This is a genomic window from Streptomyces sp. Root1310 (assembly GCF_001426425.1).
Classification (GTDB): domain Bacteria; phylum Actinomycetota; class Actinomycetes; order Streptomycetales; family Streptomycetaceae; genus Streptomyces.
The window spans coordinates 126857-141282 of sequence record NZ_LMEQ01000031.1 but is presented as its reverse complement, the minus strand read 5'-3'; the positions used below and the strand labels follow the sequence as shown (position 1 = coordinate 141282).

The window sequence follows — 14426 nt, the reverse complement described above, 5'->3', positions numbered from 1 at the left end:
GGAGGAGCGGACGATGGTGCGGACGACAGCGGCAGCCGACACAGAGCCGCGCGGAGGGCCCGGAGCCGGGTCCGACGGGCGACGGCGGACGGCGGTCGTGGGCAGCGGGGTGGCCGGACTGACCGCCGCGCATGTGCTGCGTCGCGGGAACCACCGGGTCACCCTCTACGAGGCCGACGACCGGCTCGGCGGACACGCCCACACCCACGACCTCACGGCACCCGACGGCCGGGTCCACCACGTCGACTCCGGCTTCATCGTGCACAACCGCCGCACCTACCCCCACCTCCTGCGGCTCTTCGACGATCTCGGCGTCTCCACCCAGGAGTCGGAGATGAGCATGTCGGTACGGTGCGACGGCTGCGGGCTGGAGTACACCGGCGCCCGCGGTCCCGGCGGCCTCCTGGCCCGGCCGCGCAACGCCGTGCGGCTCCCCTACCTGCGCATGCTCGCCGAGGTCCCCGCCTTCCACCGGGCGGCCCGCCGGCTGCTGGCCCACGGAGCCGAGGACACCTTCACGCTGGGGGACTTCCTCGACCGCGAGGGCTTCTCCGCCTATTTCCGCGCGCATTTCATGACGCCGGTCGTCGCGGCCGTCTGGTCCTGCGACACCGCCACCGCCCAGCGCTACCCGGCCGCCTATCTGTTCCGTTTCCTGGAGCACCACGGGATGCTCGCCATCGGCGGCTCCCCGGTGTGGCGCACGGTGACCGGCGGCTCGCGCGAGTACGTCGACCGGGTCGCCCGGCGCCTGGACGCCGTCCGCACCGCGACCCCCGTACGGGCCGTGCGGCGCACCCCGGAAGGCGCCGAGATCACCACCGACGACGGCGTGCGCGAGGCCTATGACGCCGTGGTGATCGCCGTCCACCCCGATCAGGCGCTGCGGATGCTCGCCGACGCCTCCCCCCGGGAGAAGGAGGTGCTCGGCGCGTTCCGGTACGCGCGCAACGTCACCCTCCTGCACACCGACACCGCGGTCCTCCCGCGCGCCCGCCGCGCCCGGGCCTCCTGGAACTACCTGATGCCGTCCTGTGCCGCGGGCGCCGACCACGTCCGGGTCAGCTACGACATGAACCGGCTCCAGCGGCTCGACGCGGCCGAGCCGTACGTGGTCACCCTGGGCGGCGAGGACCGTGTCGACCCCGACCGGATCCTCGCCCGCATGGCCTACGAACACCCCGTCTACACCCCGGAGTCGGTCGCCGCCCAGCGGGACCTGCCCGGTCTGAACACCACCGTCACCGCGTTCGCGGGCGCCTACCACGGCTGGGGCTTCCACGAGGACGGCTGCCGTTCCGGCGTGGCGGCGGCGGCCGCACTGGGGGTGCGATGGTGACCCCCCGCGGCGCGCGGGCCGAGCGGGTGGTCGGGCCGACGCCCGCCCTGTACCCCTGCACGATCACCCATGTGCGCACCGCACCCCTGCGGTACGTGCTGCGCCACCGCACTCATCTGTGGCTGGTCGACGTCGATCACCCGCCGGAACTCCCGCGTCCGCTGAGGGCGTTGACCCGCTTCGACCCGCGCGACCACTTCACCGGCGAAGCACCCGGCATCCGGGCGGGCCTGGACGCCTTCCTGGCGGCGCACGGCGTCGACCTGGCGGGCGGCCCGGTGCTCATGCTCACCCAGGCCCGCGTCTTCGGACACGTCTTCAACCCGCTCACCGTCTACTGGTGCCACGGCCCCGACGGCGAGCCGCGCTGCGTGGTCGCCGAGGTCCACAACACCTACGGCGAACGCCACTGCTATCTGCTCGACACGGACGCCGACGGCAGGGCACGGACCGACAAGGAGTTCTACGTCTCGCCGTTCTTCCCCGTCGACGGCCACTACCGCATGCGGCTGCCCAGGCCGGACGAGCGGCTCGACCTCACCGTGCACCTCGACCGCGCGGGCGGGCGCCCCTTCACCGCAACCGTGCGGGGCACGCGACGGGAAGCAACCAACGGGCGGCTGCTGCGCCAGGCGCTGCGCCGTCCCTGGTCCACCGTCGCCGTCTCCGCCGCCATCCGACTGCACGGCATCCGCCTGTACCTGCGCGGGCTGCCCGTCCGACCCCGTCCCGACCACCGCACCGGAGAGAACAACCCATGACGTACGTCGAGCCCCGCCCCGCCACCGTGCGGCGGGGCGACTGCCACGCCGTCCCGCACACGGACGCCGCACACCGGCCCGGCGTGGCCGCCCCGCCGTCCGCCGCACGCGTCCGGACCGCCGTGACCGGCGCCGTCGTCCGCCGGGCACTGGACCGGCTGCCCCTGCGGGCACGCTACGCGGACGGCACCTGCGTGGGCCGGGGCGGCCCGCTGCTGGAGATCAGGGACCCGCGCGCCTTCCACGCCCGGATCGGCGCGCACGGCCTGATCGGCTTCGGCGAGTCCTACATGGCCGGCGAGTGGGACGCGCCCGACCTGGTCGCCCCGCTCACCGTGCTCGCCGCCCACGCGGCCGACCTGATCCCCGCCCCGCTCCAGCGCCTGCGCGGCCGGTGGGCCCAGCGGCAGCCGCACCACCGGCGCAACACCCCGGACAACGCCCGCGCCAACATCAGCCGCCACTACGACCTGTCCAACGACCTCTTCACGCTGTTCCTGGACGAGACACTCACCTATTCCTCGGCGATCTTCCGCGGCTTCCCCGCCCGCTGGGACCTGCTCGCCGCCGCCCAGCACCGCAAGATCGACCGGCTGCTCGACCTCGCCCGCGTCCAGCGCGGCACCCGGCTGCTGGAGATCGGCACCGGCTGGGGCGAACTGGCGCTCCGGGCCGCGGCACGCGGCGCCCGTGTCACCTCGCTCACCCTCTCCGCCGAACAGCGCGACCTGGCCCTCGCCCGGGTCCGGGACGCCGGCCTCGCCGACCGGGTCACGGTCGAGCTGTGCGACTACCGCGAGGCACGCGGCACCTACGACGCCGTCGTCAGTGTCGAGATGATCGAAGCCGTCGGCGAGGAGTTCTGGCCGGTCTACTTCCGCACCCTCGACGACCGGCTCGCCCCCGGCGGCCGGGCCGCCCTCCAGGCCATCACCATGCCGCACGAGCGGATGCTGGCCAGCCGGGACACCCACACCTGGATCCAGAAGTACATCTTCCCCGGCGGCCTGCTGCCCTCCGTCGAGGCCGTCGAGGACACGGTCCGCGACCACACCCGGCTGACCGTCGCCCGCCGCGACGGCTTCGGCGCGCACTACGCCGAGACGCTGCGGCTGTGGCGCGAGCGGTTCACCGAACGTGCCGACGAGGTCGCCGCCCTCGGCTTCGACGCCACCTTCCGCCGGATGTGGACCCTCTACCTCGCCTACTCCGAGGCCGGCTTCCGCTCCGGCTACCTCGACGTCCAGCAGTACCTGTTCGTTAAGGAGGACCCGACCCGATGACCGACGTGCGCACCGCCCGCACCGCCCGGCCCGGCACCGCCCACCGGCTCGCCGCTCTCGTCGAGGAGACGCTCGGCACGGCCCTGCCCGTCCGGCTGCGCGCCTGGGACGGCAGCGAGGCGGGCCCGGCCGGCGGCCCCGTCGTGGTCGTACGCTCCCGCCGCGCCCTGCGCCGCCTGCTCTGGGAACCCGGCGAACTCGGCCTCGCCCAGGCCTACGTGACCGGCGAACTCGACATCGAGGGCGACCTCGGGCACGCGCTGCGCACCCTCTGGGCGACCGCCCGGGAACGGGACCCGCGCGCCCCGCGGCCCGGCCTCGCCGACCGCACCCGCCTCGCCTCCGAGGCACTGCGGCTCGGCGCCGTCGGACCCCGTCCCGCTCCGCCCGCCGCCCAGGCCCGGCTGCGCGGCGGCCTGCACACCCGGGCCCGGGACCGGGCCGCGATCAGCCATCACTACGACCTGTCCAACGACTTCTACCGCCTGCTCCTCGGCGAGCCGATGGCCTACTCGTGCGGCTACTGGGCGGACGAGGACCCCGACCGCACACCCGACGAGGCCCAGTACGCCAAGCTGGAACTCGTCTGCCGCAAGCTCGCCGTCGTCCCCGGCGCGCGGCTGCTCGACATCGGGTGCGGCTGGGGCTCGCTCACCCTGTACGCCGCCGAGCGGCACAAGGCCCAGGTCACCGCCGTCACCCTGGCCCACGAACAGGCCGCGTACGTCCGGCGCGAGGTGCGCGAACGGGGCCTGGAGCACCGGGTCGAGGTGGTGTGTCAGGACTACCGCGACATCGACGGCGGGGCCTACGACGCCGTCGCCACCATCGAGATGGGCGAACACGTCGGGGACGCCGAGTACCCGGCCTTCGCCGCCGCACTGCGCCGACTGGTCCGCCCGCGTGGCCGGGTGCTCGTGCAGCAGATGTCGCGCGGGCGGAACGCGCCCGGCGGCGGTCCCTTCATCGAGGCCTACATCGCCCCCGACATGCACATGCGGCCGCTCGGCGAGACCGTCACGTTCCTGGAGGACGCCGGGCTGGAGGTGCGGTCCGCCGAGTCGCTGCGCGAGCACTACGTGCGCACCGTCGCCGCCTGGCACCGCACGCTGGAGGACCGCTGGACCGACGTGGTGCGGCTCGTCGGTGAGGAGACGGCCCGGGTGTGGCGGCTCTATCTGGTCGGCGGGGCGCTCGCCTTCGAGGAGGGCCGCATGGGCGTCGACCAGATCCTCTGCGTGCGGCCGACCTCGCGGGGGGACAGCGGGATGCCCGCCGGCCCCGAGGGCTGGTACGCGGGGCTGGACCGGTCATGAGCGGTTTCCCCTGGGCCGCGTTCGCGGTCAACCTCGCCTGGGCCGCCGCGGCCGTCCTCGTCGTCCTGCTCGCCACCTTCGCGCTGGCCGTACGCAAGGGCGTGCACCGTCTCGTGGACGTCGCCTGGGGAGTCGCCTTCGCCGCCGTCGCCCTGGTGACCTGCGTGGCCTCCGCCGGGGAGGGCGACACCGGGCGCAGGGTCCTGGTCACCGTCCTGACGGCTGTCTGGGGACTGCGGCTGGCCGCGCACATCGCGCGCCGCGGCCGCGGTCACGGAGAGGACCCCCGCTACGACGCGATGCTCGCGAAGGCTCCCGGCAGCCGGAACCTGTACGCGCTGCGCATGGTGTACCTGCTCCAGGGCGCCCTGGTGTGGCTGGTGTCGCTGCCGGTGCAGGCCGCGCAGTACGTGCCGGCCCGGATGACCGCGGTCGCCTGGGCCGGCACCGCGCTGTGGGCGGTGGGGATGTTCTTCGAGGCGGTGGGCGACGCCCAGCTGGCCCGGTTCAAGGCCGATCCGGCCACCCGGGGCCGGGTCATGGACCGCGGCCTGTGGCGCTACACCCGGCACCCCAACTACTTCGGGGACTTCTGTGTCTGGTGGGGTCTGTTCCTCATCGCGTGCGACTCCGCCGCCTCGGCCCTCGTCGGCTTCGTCTCACCGCTCGTGATGAGCTTCCTGCTGATCAGGGGCAGCGGAAAGCCGCTCCTGGAACGGCACATGGCCGAGCGGCCCGGCTACGCCGAGTACGTCGCGCGGACGAGCGGCTTCTTCCCGCTGCCGCCCAGGCGCTGACCGGGCGTCGACCGGGCGCTGACCGGGTGCTGGCCGGGCGTCGACGGGGTGTCGACCGGGCGTCGATCCGGGCGGCCGCCCGGATCAGGCGGGGAACGGCAGCAGCGCGACGGGCGGTGAGGTGGGCTCCTTCGAGCCGCCCGCCGGCTCGACCGTGATGCCCATGGCGGACGCGCCGTCCACCGCCCCTTGCAGCACCACCGCCTGGCTCGTGCGACGCGGGTCCATCAGCCCCGCGTCGCGCATGACGCCGTGCTCGTCGAACCACAGCTGGTAGACCTTGCCGCCGGGCGGTTCGGCCATCCCTGCGGCGAGGAACGCGGCGCGGTCGCGGCTCGCGGACACCACCACGGTCCCCTCGGCCCCGTCCGCCAGCCGGACCGTGCGCGAGCGGGCGTCGGGCGCCGCGAGCACCGCGGACAGTTCCGCGGACGCGCGCTGGGAGCGGCCGGCCTCGGCCCGGGCGTCCTCGGCGCGCTGGTACTGCCACACCGTCGTGCCGCCCAGCGCGGCCGTCGCCGCCAGACAGGCGGCCAGGATCCAGCGGGACGCCCACCACGCCCTGCGTGCCCTGCGTCCCGGGCGTTCCCAGGGCGTCGGGGCCGCGGTTGCCTGCCGGACCTCGGCGATCCGCCGCAGCACCCGGTCCCGCTCGCCGGGTGCCGGCTGCACCGACACCGCCAGCCCCAGCCGGGCGGCCGTCGCGATGAACTCCCCGACCTCACGGGCGCAGGCCTCGCAGTCCGCGAGGTGGCGTTCGAAGGCGGCGCGCTCGTCGTCCTCCAGGGCGTGCAGGGCGTACGCGCCCGACAGCGTGTGCAGATCCGACATGATCACGCGCTCACCCCCAGGCAGTCGCGCAACCGGATCAGCCCGTCGCGCAGCCGGGTCTTCACCGTGCCGAGGGGCACCGCCAGCGCCTCGGCGACCTGCCGGTAGGTCAGCCCCCGGTAGTAGGCGAGCTCCACCGCCTGCCGCTGAAGATCGGTCAGCGTGCGCAGACAGCGCCGGACCTGCTCCCGTTCGAGCCGGGCCTCCACCTGCTCGATGACCTCGTCGTACTCGGGCGCGTGGTCGAGCAGGGCGGCCCGGTGCTCGCGCGCCGCCGCGGCCTGCACCGAACGGACCCGGTCGACGGCCCGCTGGTGCGCCATGGTCAGCACCCAGTTGACGGCCGAGCCGCGCTCGGGGCGGTACCGGGGAGCGGAACGCCACACCTCCACCAGCACCTCCTGGGCCACCTCCTCGGACTGCGCCCGGTCGCGCAGCACCGCGCGCACGACCCCCAGCACCGGCCCCGCGACGATGTCGTAGAGGCCGGCGAAGGCCTCCTGGTCGCCCAGGGCCACGGCGCCCAGCAGTTCCTGGGGATCCGGCTGGGATGCCGGGTTCCGGCCGATGTGGACGGCTTCCTTCACGGGGGATCCTTCGGGAGTGCGGCGGGTCCGGACGTAATCCGGTGCACGGGGGGCGGGGGATTGGTCCGCGCCCGCTGTTCCCCCGCGAAGTCGAATGCAGCGTTTGTGCGTCGAATTCGGGTTCGCCCGGGGAACGCGCGTGCGGAATGGGGGTCTCAGGCGTACGGCCCGGGCTCCAGACGGCCGCGCAGCCGCAGCATGCCGCGCCGGGCGTGGCTCTTGACCGTGCCCAGCGGCCAGCCCGTGCGCTCGGCGATCTGCGTCTGTGTCAGGTCCTCGTAGAAGGTCAGCCGCAGCACCTGCCGCTGCGGCGCCGGGAGCCGGGCGAGCTCGCCCCGCACCAGGACGCGGTCGAGGACCTCCTCGGGGCGACCGCGGCCGGGGTCGCGCAGGGTCAGCCAGGAGCCGGCCGAGGCCACGAGTTCCTGGCGGCGGGTCCGGGCGGCCAGCGCGTCGGCGATCTTGCGCCGGGTGATGCCCACGATCCAGCCGCCGAGCGCGCCCCGCTCGGGCCGGTAGCCCGCACGGCCGCTCCACACCCCGAGGAACACCTGCTGCGTGACGTCCTCGGCCTCCCTGGCGTCGCCCAGCGAACGCCAGGCGAGCGAGTGCACCAGGCCGCGCCAGCGGTGGTACACGGCGGCCAGGGACGCCTCGTCCCCCGACAGCAGGCCGCGGGCGAGTTCCTCGTCGGCGAGCGAATCCTGCGTCGGGGCGGGACAGGGGACGGCGGTCGGCTGCGGGCTCATGACGACGGCTCCTCGCGTCGGGCGGCCTGCGCTCAGGCCACTCCGGGACGTGCTCCGGGGCTTGCCCCGGTCACCTCATCCTGCGAGCCGCACACCGGTCGCCTCAACACGCATCGTTTCTGCGTCGTATCGTCGCCTCATGAGCGCATTCCCGAACCCCGACGAGGCCGGCCTGACGACCGGGGCGCTGGCCCGCCGACTGGGCGTGGCGCCCACCACCCTGCGTTCCTGGGACCGCCGGTACGGCATCGGGCCCGCCGTCCGCGCCGACGGGCGGCACCGGCGCTGGCGGGCGGCGGACGTGGCCGTACTGGAGACGATGTGCCGGCTCACCGCGTCCGGTGTGCCGCCCGCGGACGCGGCCCGAGCGGCCAGGGAGGGGGTGCTCGCGCCTTCTGCCGAACCGGCGCGCGCGGTCACCGAACGGCCGGCCGCGGCGGGCGCCCTGCCGCTCGGCGGCGACGTCCGCCAGGAGTGCCGGGGGCTGGCCCGCGCGGCCGTGCGGCTCGACGCGCCGGCCGTGGCGGACCAACTGGCCACGGCCGTCGAACGGCACGGGCTCACCGTCGCCTGGCAGGAGGTGATGGTCCCGACGCTGCACGCCGTGGGACGCAAATGGGCCTCGTCCGGCGACCGGTACGTCGAGGTGGAGCACCTGCTGTCCTGGCACGTCTCCACCGCCCTGCGCCGCGCCACCCGCCCGGTCGTGCCGGGGGACGCGGCGGGCGGGCCGGGGCCGGTGGTACTCGCCTGTGTGCCGGGCGAGCAGCACAGCCTGCCGCTGGAGGCGCTCAACGCGGGGCTCGGCCAACTCGGCGTCCCCACCCGGATGTTCGGGGCGGCCGTGCCCGTCGAGGCGCTGACCGCGGCCGTGCAGCGGCTGGGTCCCGTCGCCGTGGTCCTGTGGTCCCAGGCCCGCTCCACCGCGAGCCTGCCCCTCGCCCGGCATCTCGCCGAGACCCGCTGGGGCGTCACGGGAGCGCGCCGAGCCCCGACCGTGATGCTCGCCGGCCCCGGCTGGGCAGGCCGCCCCGCCCCGGGCCTGCCCCGCCCGACCGGCCTGAGCGACGCCCTGACCGTCCTGGCCGGCACCCGCACCCCCTGACGACCGGCACCCACCCGCCGCACGACAGACATGCACCGGGCCGGACCCGCCGCTCCCGCCCCGCCCCGTGAGCCCGGCGGGGCGGGTGGGGCGGGTCAGCCCAGCTGCTTCAGGAGTTCTGTGGCGAGGGGGGCCGAGGAGGCCGGGTTCTGGCCGGTGACCAGGTTGCGGTCCACCACCACGTGCGGCGCCCACGGCTCGCCGACCCGGACCTCGACGCCCGCCTCGGTCAGCCGGTCCTGGAGCAGCCACTTGGCCTTGTCGCCCAGGCCGGCCTGGAGCTCCTCCGCGTTGGTGAACGCGGCGACCCGGTAGCCGCTGAAGGCGTTGGAGCCGTCCTCGGTCACCGCGGCGAGCAGCGCGGCGGGGCCGTGGCAGACGACACCGAGGGGCTTGCCCGAGCGGAGGGCGTCGACCAGGAGACGACCGGAGACGGCGTCGACCGCCAGGTCCTCCATGGGGCCGTGCCCGCCCGGGTAGAAGACCGCCGCGTAATCGCCGAGGTCCACGTCCTCCAGCCGGAGCGGTCGGCGCAGCTCCTGGATGGCGTCGAGCGCGGCGGCGACGCGGTCGGCGGCCTCCTGACCGCCGTTGACCTCGGCCGCCAGGCTGCCCTGGTCCACGGTCGGGACGACTCCGCCCGGCGTGGCGACGACGACCTCGTGACCGGCCGCCCGGAACGCCTCGTACGGTGCGACGGCTTCCTCCGCCCAGAAACCGGTGGGGTGCAGGGTGCCGTCGGCGAGCGTCCAGTGGTCGGCGCCGGTCAGCACGAAAAGGATCTTGGCCATGGGTGAACTCCGGAAGGATCGGGTGCCGGGTTCGCGATCGCGGAGCCCGGCGCGTGAGGTGCCTTGTCGAACGTAGGCGGTCGAGACATAGGGATCCAATGAGGATTCCAATGCCCGACATAGGGCTTCCTATGGGTGCGGGAGGAATACTGGCCAGGTGGAACATACCGACGGCCGCCCCGCCGAGCATCTGGACCTGAACCTGCTGCGCACCTTCCTCGCGGTGTACCGCTCGGGCTCGTTCACCGGAGCGGCGCAGTTGCTGGGGCTGTCCCAGCCGACGGTGACGACGCAGATGCGCGCACTGGAGCGGCAGGCCGGGCGTGAGCTGTTCGAGCGGCTCCCGCGGGGCGTCTCGCCGACCGCCGTGGCCGACGAGCTCGCGGCCCGCGTCTCCGCGCCGCTCGACGAGCTGGCCGCGGTGGCCGGTCCGGACCCGGTGGCCGGCCGGGCCGACCCGGTACATCTCGCCGGACCCGCCGAACTGCTGTGCACCCGGGTGCTCCCGGCGCTGGCGCCGCTGGTGGCCGGGGGAGTCCGGCTGCGCGTCGCCACCGGCCTGACCGACCCGCTGCTCGAGGAGCTGCGGACGGGACGCCACGACCTGGTGATCGCCACCACCCGGCCGCGCGGCCGCGCCCTGACCTCGGTCCCGCTGACCGACGAGGAGTTCGTGCTGGTCGCCGCCCCGGAGTGGGCCGCCCGGCTGCGCGGACCGCTGGCCGCCGACGGACCGACGGCCCTGCACACCGTCCCGCTGGTCACCTACGCCGAGGACCTGCCCATCGCGCGCCGCTACTGGCGGCACGTCTTCGGCCGCCGCCTGTCGGGCTCGGCCGCGGTGACCGTTCCCGACCTGCGCGGTGTGCTGGCCGCGGTCGTCGCGGGGGCGGGGGTCACCGTGCTGCCCCGTTACCTGTGCCTCGGCGAACTGGCCTCCGGCGCCCTCGTCCCGCTCCACGAGCCACCGGACCCGCCGATCAACACGGCCTTCCTGGTCCAGCGCCCCGGCGCCCCGGTGAACGGGGACGTGGCCCGGGTCCGCGATCTCCTGCTGAGCGCGGCACCCGCCTGGTGAGGAAGGCGGCGGGCGCTCAGGAGCGCTCCCTGGCCCGTTTGAAGCGGGCGAGTCCCTCGGCGAGCTCGACGATCGGCCCGGGGTAGTCGAGCGCCGCCCGGTCGGCGTCCGGCAGCTTCCACGGCTCGTGCACCGCGGGCGCCGCCACGCCCTCGAGCTCCGGCAGCCAGCGCCGTACGTACGTCCCGTCGGGGTCGTACCGCTTCGCCTGGGTGACGGGGTTGAGGACCCGGTTGGGCCGCGAGTCGGTGCCGGTTCCCGCCATCCACTGCCAGTTGAGCTGGTTGTTGGCCACGTCCCCGTCGACCAGCAGATCCAGGAAGTGCCGGGCGCCGACCCGCCAGTCGACGTACAGCGTCTTGGTGAGGAAGCTCGCGGTGAGCAGCCGGCCCCGGTTGTGCATCCACCCCTCGTGGCACAGCTGCCGCATCGCCGCGTCCACGACCGGATAGCCGGTGCGGCCCGCCCGCCAGGCCTCGACGTCCTCGCCCGCCGTCCGCTCCGAACGCCACCGGTCGTGCTTGGTGCGGTAGTCGGCGCGCGCCGCGGCGGGCCGGGCCGCCAGCACCTGGCGGTGGAAGTCGCGCCAGGCCAGCTGCCGCACGAACGCCTCGGCTCCCGGCCCGCCCACGCGGCGCGCCCGGTGCACGAGCTCCACCGGGGACAGGGTGCCGAAGTGCAGATGCGGCGAGAGCCGGGAGGTCGCGTCGCCCGCCAGGTCGTCGTGCCCGTCCTCGTAGGCCTCGACGCCCGACCGCAGCCAGGCGGTGACGCGCGCGCGGCCCTCCTCCTCGCCTCCGGTGGCCAGCCCCGGCGACAGTCCGGCCAGCCCCTTGCGGGTCGGCAGTTCCTCCGAACCGACCCGGTCCGGCACCGTCACGGTCCGCGGCGCGCCGAGCGGTTCGCGCAGCCGCCACTGCGACCAGTGCCGGAAGTACGGCGTGAAGACGGCGAAGTGGTCCGAGGAGGCCGGGGTCAGCGCACCGGGACCGACGGCGGTCGTCACCGCGTCGTGCACGTGCAGCCGTACGCCCTCCGACTCCAGGGCGCGCCGCAGCCGTTCCTCGCGGCGCCGCGCGTGCGCGCTCCCGTCGGCGGCCAGGTGGACCTCGTCCGCGTCGGCCTCGGCGGCCACCCGGCACACCTGCTCGACCAGGTCGCCCGAGCGCAGGACGAGCCGGCCGCCCCGCTCGCGCAGCCCGGCGTCGAGATCGCGCAGACAGTCGGCGAGGAACGCCAGCCGGTTCGGCGCGGCGAACCCGGCACCGTCCACGGCCCGGTCGCGGACGAACAGCGGCACCACCTCACGTGTCCCGTCGAGGGCCGCGCGCAGCGGCGGGTGGTCGTGCAGACGCAGGTCCGCGGTGAACAGGACGACCGAGACGTTCATGGCAGGGCTCCGGGGCAGGGGTTCGGACGGTCACCTGCTTCCGGCAGGCGAGGTCCGGCGGATGCAGGGGGTGCGGCGCGGGCGGGCCTGCGCGCACGGCCGGTCAGCGGACCGGCTCCCCCTCGCGAGCCTTCGCGTCGGCCACCGCCGCCTGGGCGATGTTGCGGGCCATGCCGCCGAAGACGAGGGCGTGGAAGGGGGAGACGCTCCACCAGTAGGCGTGCCCGAGAAGCCCGTGCGGATGGAACAGGGCGCGCTGTCGGAACCGGGTACGGCCGCCGGTGTCCGTCTCCGCGTACATCTCCAGCCAGGCCAGACCCGGCAGCCGCATCTCGGCCCGCAGCCGGAGCAGCCGGCCGCGTTCGATCTCCTCGACCCGCCAGAAGTCCAGCGAGTCGCCCACCCGCAGCCGGGCGGCGTCCCGGCGGCCGCGGCGCAGCCCCACCCCGCCGACCAGCCGGTCGAGCCGCCCGCGGACGGCCCAGGCGAGCGGGAAGGAGTACCAGCCGTTGTCACCGCCGATTCCCTCGATCACCCGCCACAGGGACTCCCGGGGAGCGTCGACGACCAGTTCGCGGACGTCGGTGTAGAGGCTCCCGCCCGCCCAGCCGGGGTCGGTGGGCAGCGGGTCGCTGGGTGTGCCGGGGAAGGAGGCGGAGGACCACCGGGTGGCGACCCGCGCCTCGCGCACGCTGCGCAGGGCGAGCCGGACCGCCTCGTCGAAGCCGAGCGGATGGCCGGGCGGGTCCGGTACGTAGGCGGCGATGTCGTGCTCGTGGCAGACGACCTCGTGCCGCAGCGACTCGGTCAGCGGCCGCGCGATCGAGGCCGGCACCGGGGTGACCAGTCCGACCCAGTGGCTGGACAGACCGGGGGTGAGCATCGGCACGGACAGGATGATGCGCCGGGGCAGTTCGGCGATGACGGCGTAACGGAGCATCATCTCGCGGTACGTCAGGACGTCCGGCCCGCCGATGTCGAAGGCCCGGCTGACGTCGTCCGGCATCCCGGCGGAGCCGACGAGGGCGCGGAGCACGTCGCGGACGGCCACGGGCTGGATCCGGGTGTGCACCCAGCTCGGGGTGACCATCACCGGCAGCCGCTCGGTCAGGTAGCGCAGCATCTCGAAGGAGGCCGAGCCCGAGCCGATCACGACCGCGGCCCGCAGCACCGTGGTGGGGACGCCCGAGTCGAGCAGGATCCTCCCCACCTCGGCGCGGGAGCGCAGATGGGGCGAGAGCTCCCGCTCGGGCACCCCGGCCGGGGTGAGGCCGCCGAGGTAGACGATGCGGCGCACTCCCGCCGCCCGCGCCTGCTCCCCGAAGATCCGCGCCGCCCGCCGGTCGGTGTCCTCGAAGTCCTCGCCGGTGCCCAGCGCGTGCACCAGGTAGTACGCGACGTCGACGCCCCGCAGGGCCGCCGCGACCGACGCGGCGTCCGTGACGTCACCGCGCACCCGGTCGACGTCGCCGGCCCACTCGTGGTCGCGCAGCCGGTCGGGGGAGCGGGCCAGACAGCGCACCCGGTGGCCCGCCGCCAGCAGCTCCGGGACGAGCCGGCCGCCGATGTATCCCGTGGCGCCGGTCACCAGGCACAGGGTGCCCCGCCCGTCTGCGGTCATGAGTCCTCGCTCCTTCGCGTCGGTGGCCCTCTCGCAGATCGCTTCCACGCCCGGGAGGGCCGCGGATGCGGCGGGGACTTGTGCGCACGAACGAGTGATCGCGGACGGCGACTACGCTGGCCCCGTGGCCACAGCGAACGACCGTGAGGGGCGGGTGCCGGGACAGCCGTCCGAGGCGTCCGGTACGCCGACCGACCTGCACGCCTTCGCCGTTCGGCTGCGGCGGATGAACGGCGAGATCAACCGGCTGGTGCACGGGTTCGCGGGCGACCAAGGGTTGCACGCGACGGACGTCCAGGCGCTCGCCGCGATCCTGGACGCCGACGGGCCGATGACCCCGAAGCGACTGCGTGAGCATCTCGGACTCACCTCCGGCGCCGTCACCGCGTGCGTGGACCGGCTGGAGCGCGCCGGGCACATCCGCCGGGTCCGGGAGAGCGCCGACCGCAGGGTGGTCCACCTGTACTACGCGGCCGACGCCAGGTCCGTGGCCCGCACCTACTTCCGGCCCCTGGCCGAGGCGACCCGGGCCGCGCGCTCGCGGTTCACCGAGGACGAGCTCTCCGTGGTGCTGCGCTTCCTCACGGCGATGGGCGAGGAACTGTCCGGGATCACTCCTCCCGGCCGCTGAAAAAGCCGCGGTCCGTCGCATCCGGGGACCGGCCCGGGACGGAAGGACAGGCAACGTCTACGATCACTCGGCGGCAACTTACTCAATCATTGAGATTGTTTGTTGTTGAGATATCTGTGTCACCCGTCCGTCGAGCAACCCCTGCCA

At 74.8% G+C, this 14426-nt stretch carries 14 protein-coding genes; 8 read left to right on the top strand and 6 right to left on the bottom strand.

Annotation, left to right across the window (positions count from 1 at the left end; translation table 11 throughout):
* The first annotated feature begins 97 nt into the window (after positions 1-97).
* Genes ASD48_RS31345 through ASD48_RS31325 form a run of 5 tightly spaced genes read left to right on the top strand, consistent with a single transcriptional unit; the run spans position 98 to position 5496 of the window.
* Entirely contained in the window at positions 98-1339 is a 1242-nt protein-coding gene (locus ASD48_RS31345) for an FAD-dependent oxidoreductase (protein WP_057605186.1), read from the top strand.
* Entirely contained in the window at positions 1333-2100 is a 768-nt protein-coding gene (locus ASD48_RS31340; RefSeq protein ID WP_057605185.1) for a DUF1365 domain-containing protein, read from the top strand. The genes ASD48_RS31345 and ASD48_RS31340 overlap by 7 nt, the downstream gene beginning before the upstream one ends.
* Positions 2097-3383, top strand: a complete 1287-nt coding sequence (locus ASD48_RS31335) for a class I SAM-dependent methyltransferase (protein ID WP_057605184.1) — start codon at positions 2097-2099, stop codon at positions 3381-3383. The genes ASD48_RS31340 and ASD48_RS31335 overlap by 4 nt, the downstream gene beginning before the upstream one ends.
* Complete coding sequence (locus ASD48_RS31330; protein WP_057605183.1) at positions 3380-4699, top strand: cyclopropane-fatty-acyl-phospholipid synthase family protein; 1320 nt, start codon at positions 3380-3382, stop codon at positions 4697-4699. The genes ASD48_RS31335 and ASD48_RS31330 overlap by 4 nt, the downstream gene beginning before the upstream one ends.
* Positions 4696-5496, top strand: a complete 801-nt coding sequence (locus ASD48_RS31325) for a DUF1295 domain-containing protein (RefSeq protein ID WP_057605182.1) — start codon at positions 4696-4698, stop codon at positions 5494-5496. The genes ASD48_RS31330 and ASD48_RS31325 overlap by 4 nt, the downstream gene beginning before the upstream one ends.
* A gap of 84 nt (positions 5497-5580) precedes the next feature.
* Here the strand turns inward: ASD48_RS31325 and ASD48_RS31320 are convergent, their stop codons facing one another.
* The 3 genes from ASD48_RS31320 to ASD48_RS31310 form a co-directional block, all read right to left on the bottom strand.
* Complete coding sequence (locus tag ASD48_RS31320) at positions 5581-6333, bottom strand: anti-sigma factor (RefSeq protein WP_079074090.1); 753 nt, start codon at positions 6331-6333, stop codon at positions 5581-5583.
* Positions 6330-6914, bottom strand: coding sequence for a sigma-70 family RNA polymerase sigma factor (locus ASD48_RS31315; protein ID WP_057605180.1), 585 nt, complete (start codon positions 6912-6914; stop codon positions 6330-6332). The genes ASD48_RS31320 and ASD48_RS31315 overlap by 4 nt, the downstream gene beginning before the upstream one ends.
* Before the next feature lie 155 nt (positions 6915-7069).
* On the bottom strand, positions 7070-7663 hold the full coding sequence (locus ASD48_RS31310) for a sigma-70 family RNA polymerase sigma factor (protein WP_057605179.1): 594 nt from the start codon (positions 7661-7663) through the stop codon (positions 7070-7072).
* 139 nt (positions 7664-7802) lie between these two features.
* Between ASD48_RS31310 and ASD48_RS31305 the strand changes: the two genes are divergently transcribed.
* Complete coding sequence (locus tag ASD48_RS31305; RefSeq protein ID WP_057605178.1) at positions 7803-8768, top strand: MerR family transcriptional regulator; 966 nt, start codon at positions 7803-7805, stop codon at positions 8766-8768.
* Between the two features lie 95 nt (positions 8769-8863).
* On the opposite strand, the gene ASD48_RS31300 is transcribed toward ASD48_RS31305, so the two are convergent.
* The gene (locus ASD48_RS31300) at positions 8864-9559 is read right to left on the bottom strand and encodes a type 1 glutamine amidotransferase domain-containing protein (RefSeq protein ID WP_057605177.1); all 696 of its coding nucleotides are present in this window, start codon (positions 9557-9559) and stop codon (positions 8864-8866) included.
* A gap of 157 nt (positions 9560-9716) precedes the next feature.
* Between ASD48_RS31300 and ASD48_RS31295 the strand changes: the two genes are divergently transcribed.
* Positions 9717-10637, top strand: a complete 921-nt coding sequence (locus ASD48_RS31295) for a LysR family transcriptional regulator (protein ID WP_057605176.1) — start codon at positions 9717-9719, stop codon at positions 10635-10637.
* 16 nt (positions 10638-10653) lie between these two features.
* Here ASD48_RS31295 and ASD48_RS31290 read toward each other — a convergent pair whose 3' ends face one another.
* Both ASD48_RS31290 and ASD48_RS31285 read right to left on the bottom strand, forming a co-directional pair.
* Entirely contained in the window at positions 10654-12027 is a 1374-nt protein-coding gene (locus ASD48_RS31290) for a deoxyribodipyrimidine photo-lyase (RefSeq protein WP_057605175.1), read from the bottom strand.
* 103 nt (positions 12028-12130) lie between these two features.
* Positions 12131-13648: an SDR family oxidoreductase gene (locus ASD48_RS31285; protein ID WP_057605174.1), complete on the bottom strand. Its 1518-nt coding sequence runs from the start codon at positions 13646-13648 to the stop codon at positions 12131-12133.
* Between the two features lie 154 nt (positions 13649-13802).
* Here ASD48_RS31285 and ASD48_RS31280 point away from each other — a divergent pair, with 154 nt between their 5' ends.
* On the top strand, positions 13803-14279 hold the full coding sequence (locus ASD48_RS31280; RefSeq protein WP_079074123.1) for a MarR family winged helix-turn-helix transcriptional regulator: 477 nt from the start codon (positions 13803-13805) through the stop codon (positions 14277-14279).
* The last annotated feature ends 147 nt before the right edge of the window (positions 14280-14426 follow it).

Bases quoted from the DNA above. Each gene is read 5' to 3' on its own strand.
- ASD48_RS31310 (WP_057605179.1), bottom strand. From the start codon at position 7,663: ATGAGCCCGCAGCCGACCGCCGTCCCCTGTCCCGCCCCGACGCAGGAT.
- ASD48_RS31325 (WP_057605182.1), top strand. From the start codon at position 4,696: ATGAGCGGTTTCCCCTGGGCCGCGTTCGCGGTCAACCTCGCCTGGGCC.
- ASD48_RS31305 (WP_057605178.1), top strand. From the start codon at position 7,803: ATGAGCGCATTCCCGAACCCCGACGAGGCCGGCCTGACGACCGGGGCG.
- ASD48_RS31335 (WP_057605184.1), top strand. From the start codon at position 2,097: ATGACGTACGTCGAGCCCCGCCCCGCCACCGTGCGGCGGGGCGACTGC.
- ASD48_RS31285 (WP_057605174.1), bottom strand. From the start codon at position 13,648: ATGACCGCAGACGGGCGGGGCACCCTGTGCCTGGTGACCGGCGCCACG.
- ASD48_RS31300 (WP_057605177.1), bottom strand. From the start codon at position 9,559: ATGGCCAAGATCCTTTTCGTGCTGACCGGCGCCGACCACTGGACGCTC.
- ASD48_RS31330 (WP_057605183.1), top strand. From the start codon at position 3,380: ATGACCGACGTGCGCACCGCCCGCACCGCCCGGCCCGGCACCGCCCAC.
- ASD48_RS31340 (WP_057605185.1), top strand. From the start codon at position 1,333: ATGGTGACCCCCCGCGGCGCGCGGGCCGAGCGGGTGGTCGGGCCGACG.
- ASD48_RS31290 (WP_057605175.1), bottom strand. From the start codon at position 12,027: ATGAACGTCTCGGTCGTCCTGTTCACCGCGGACCTGCGTCTGCACGAC.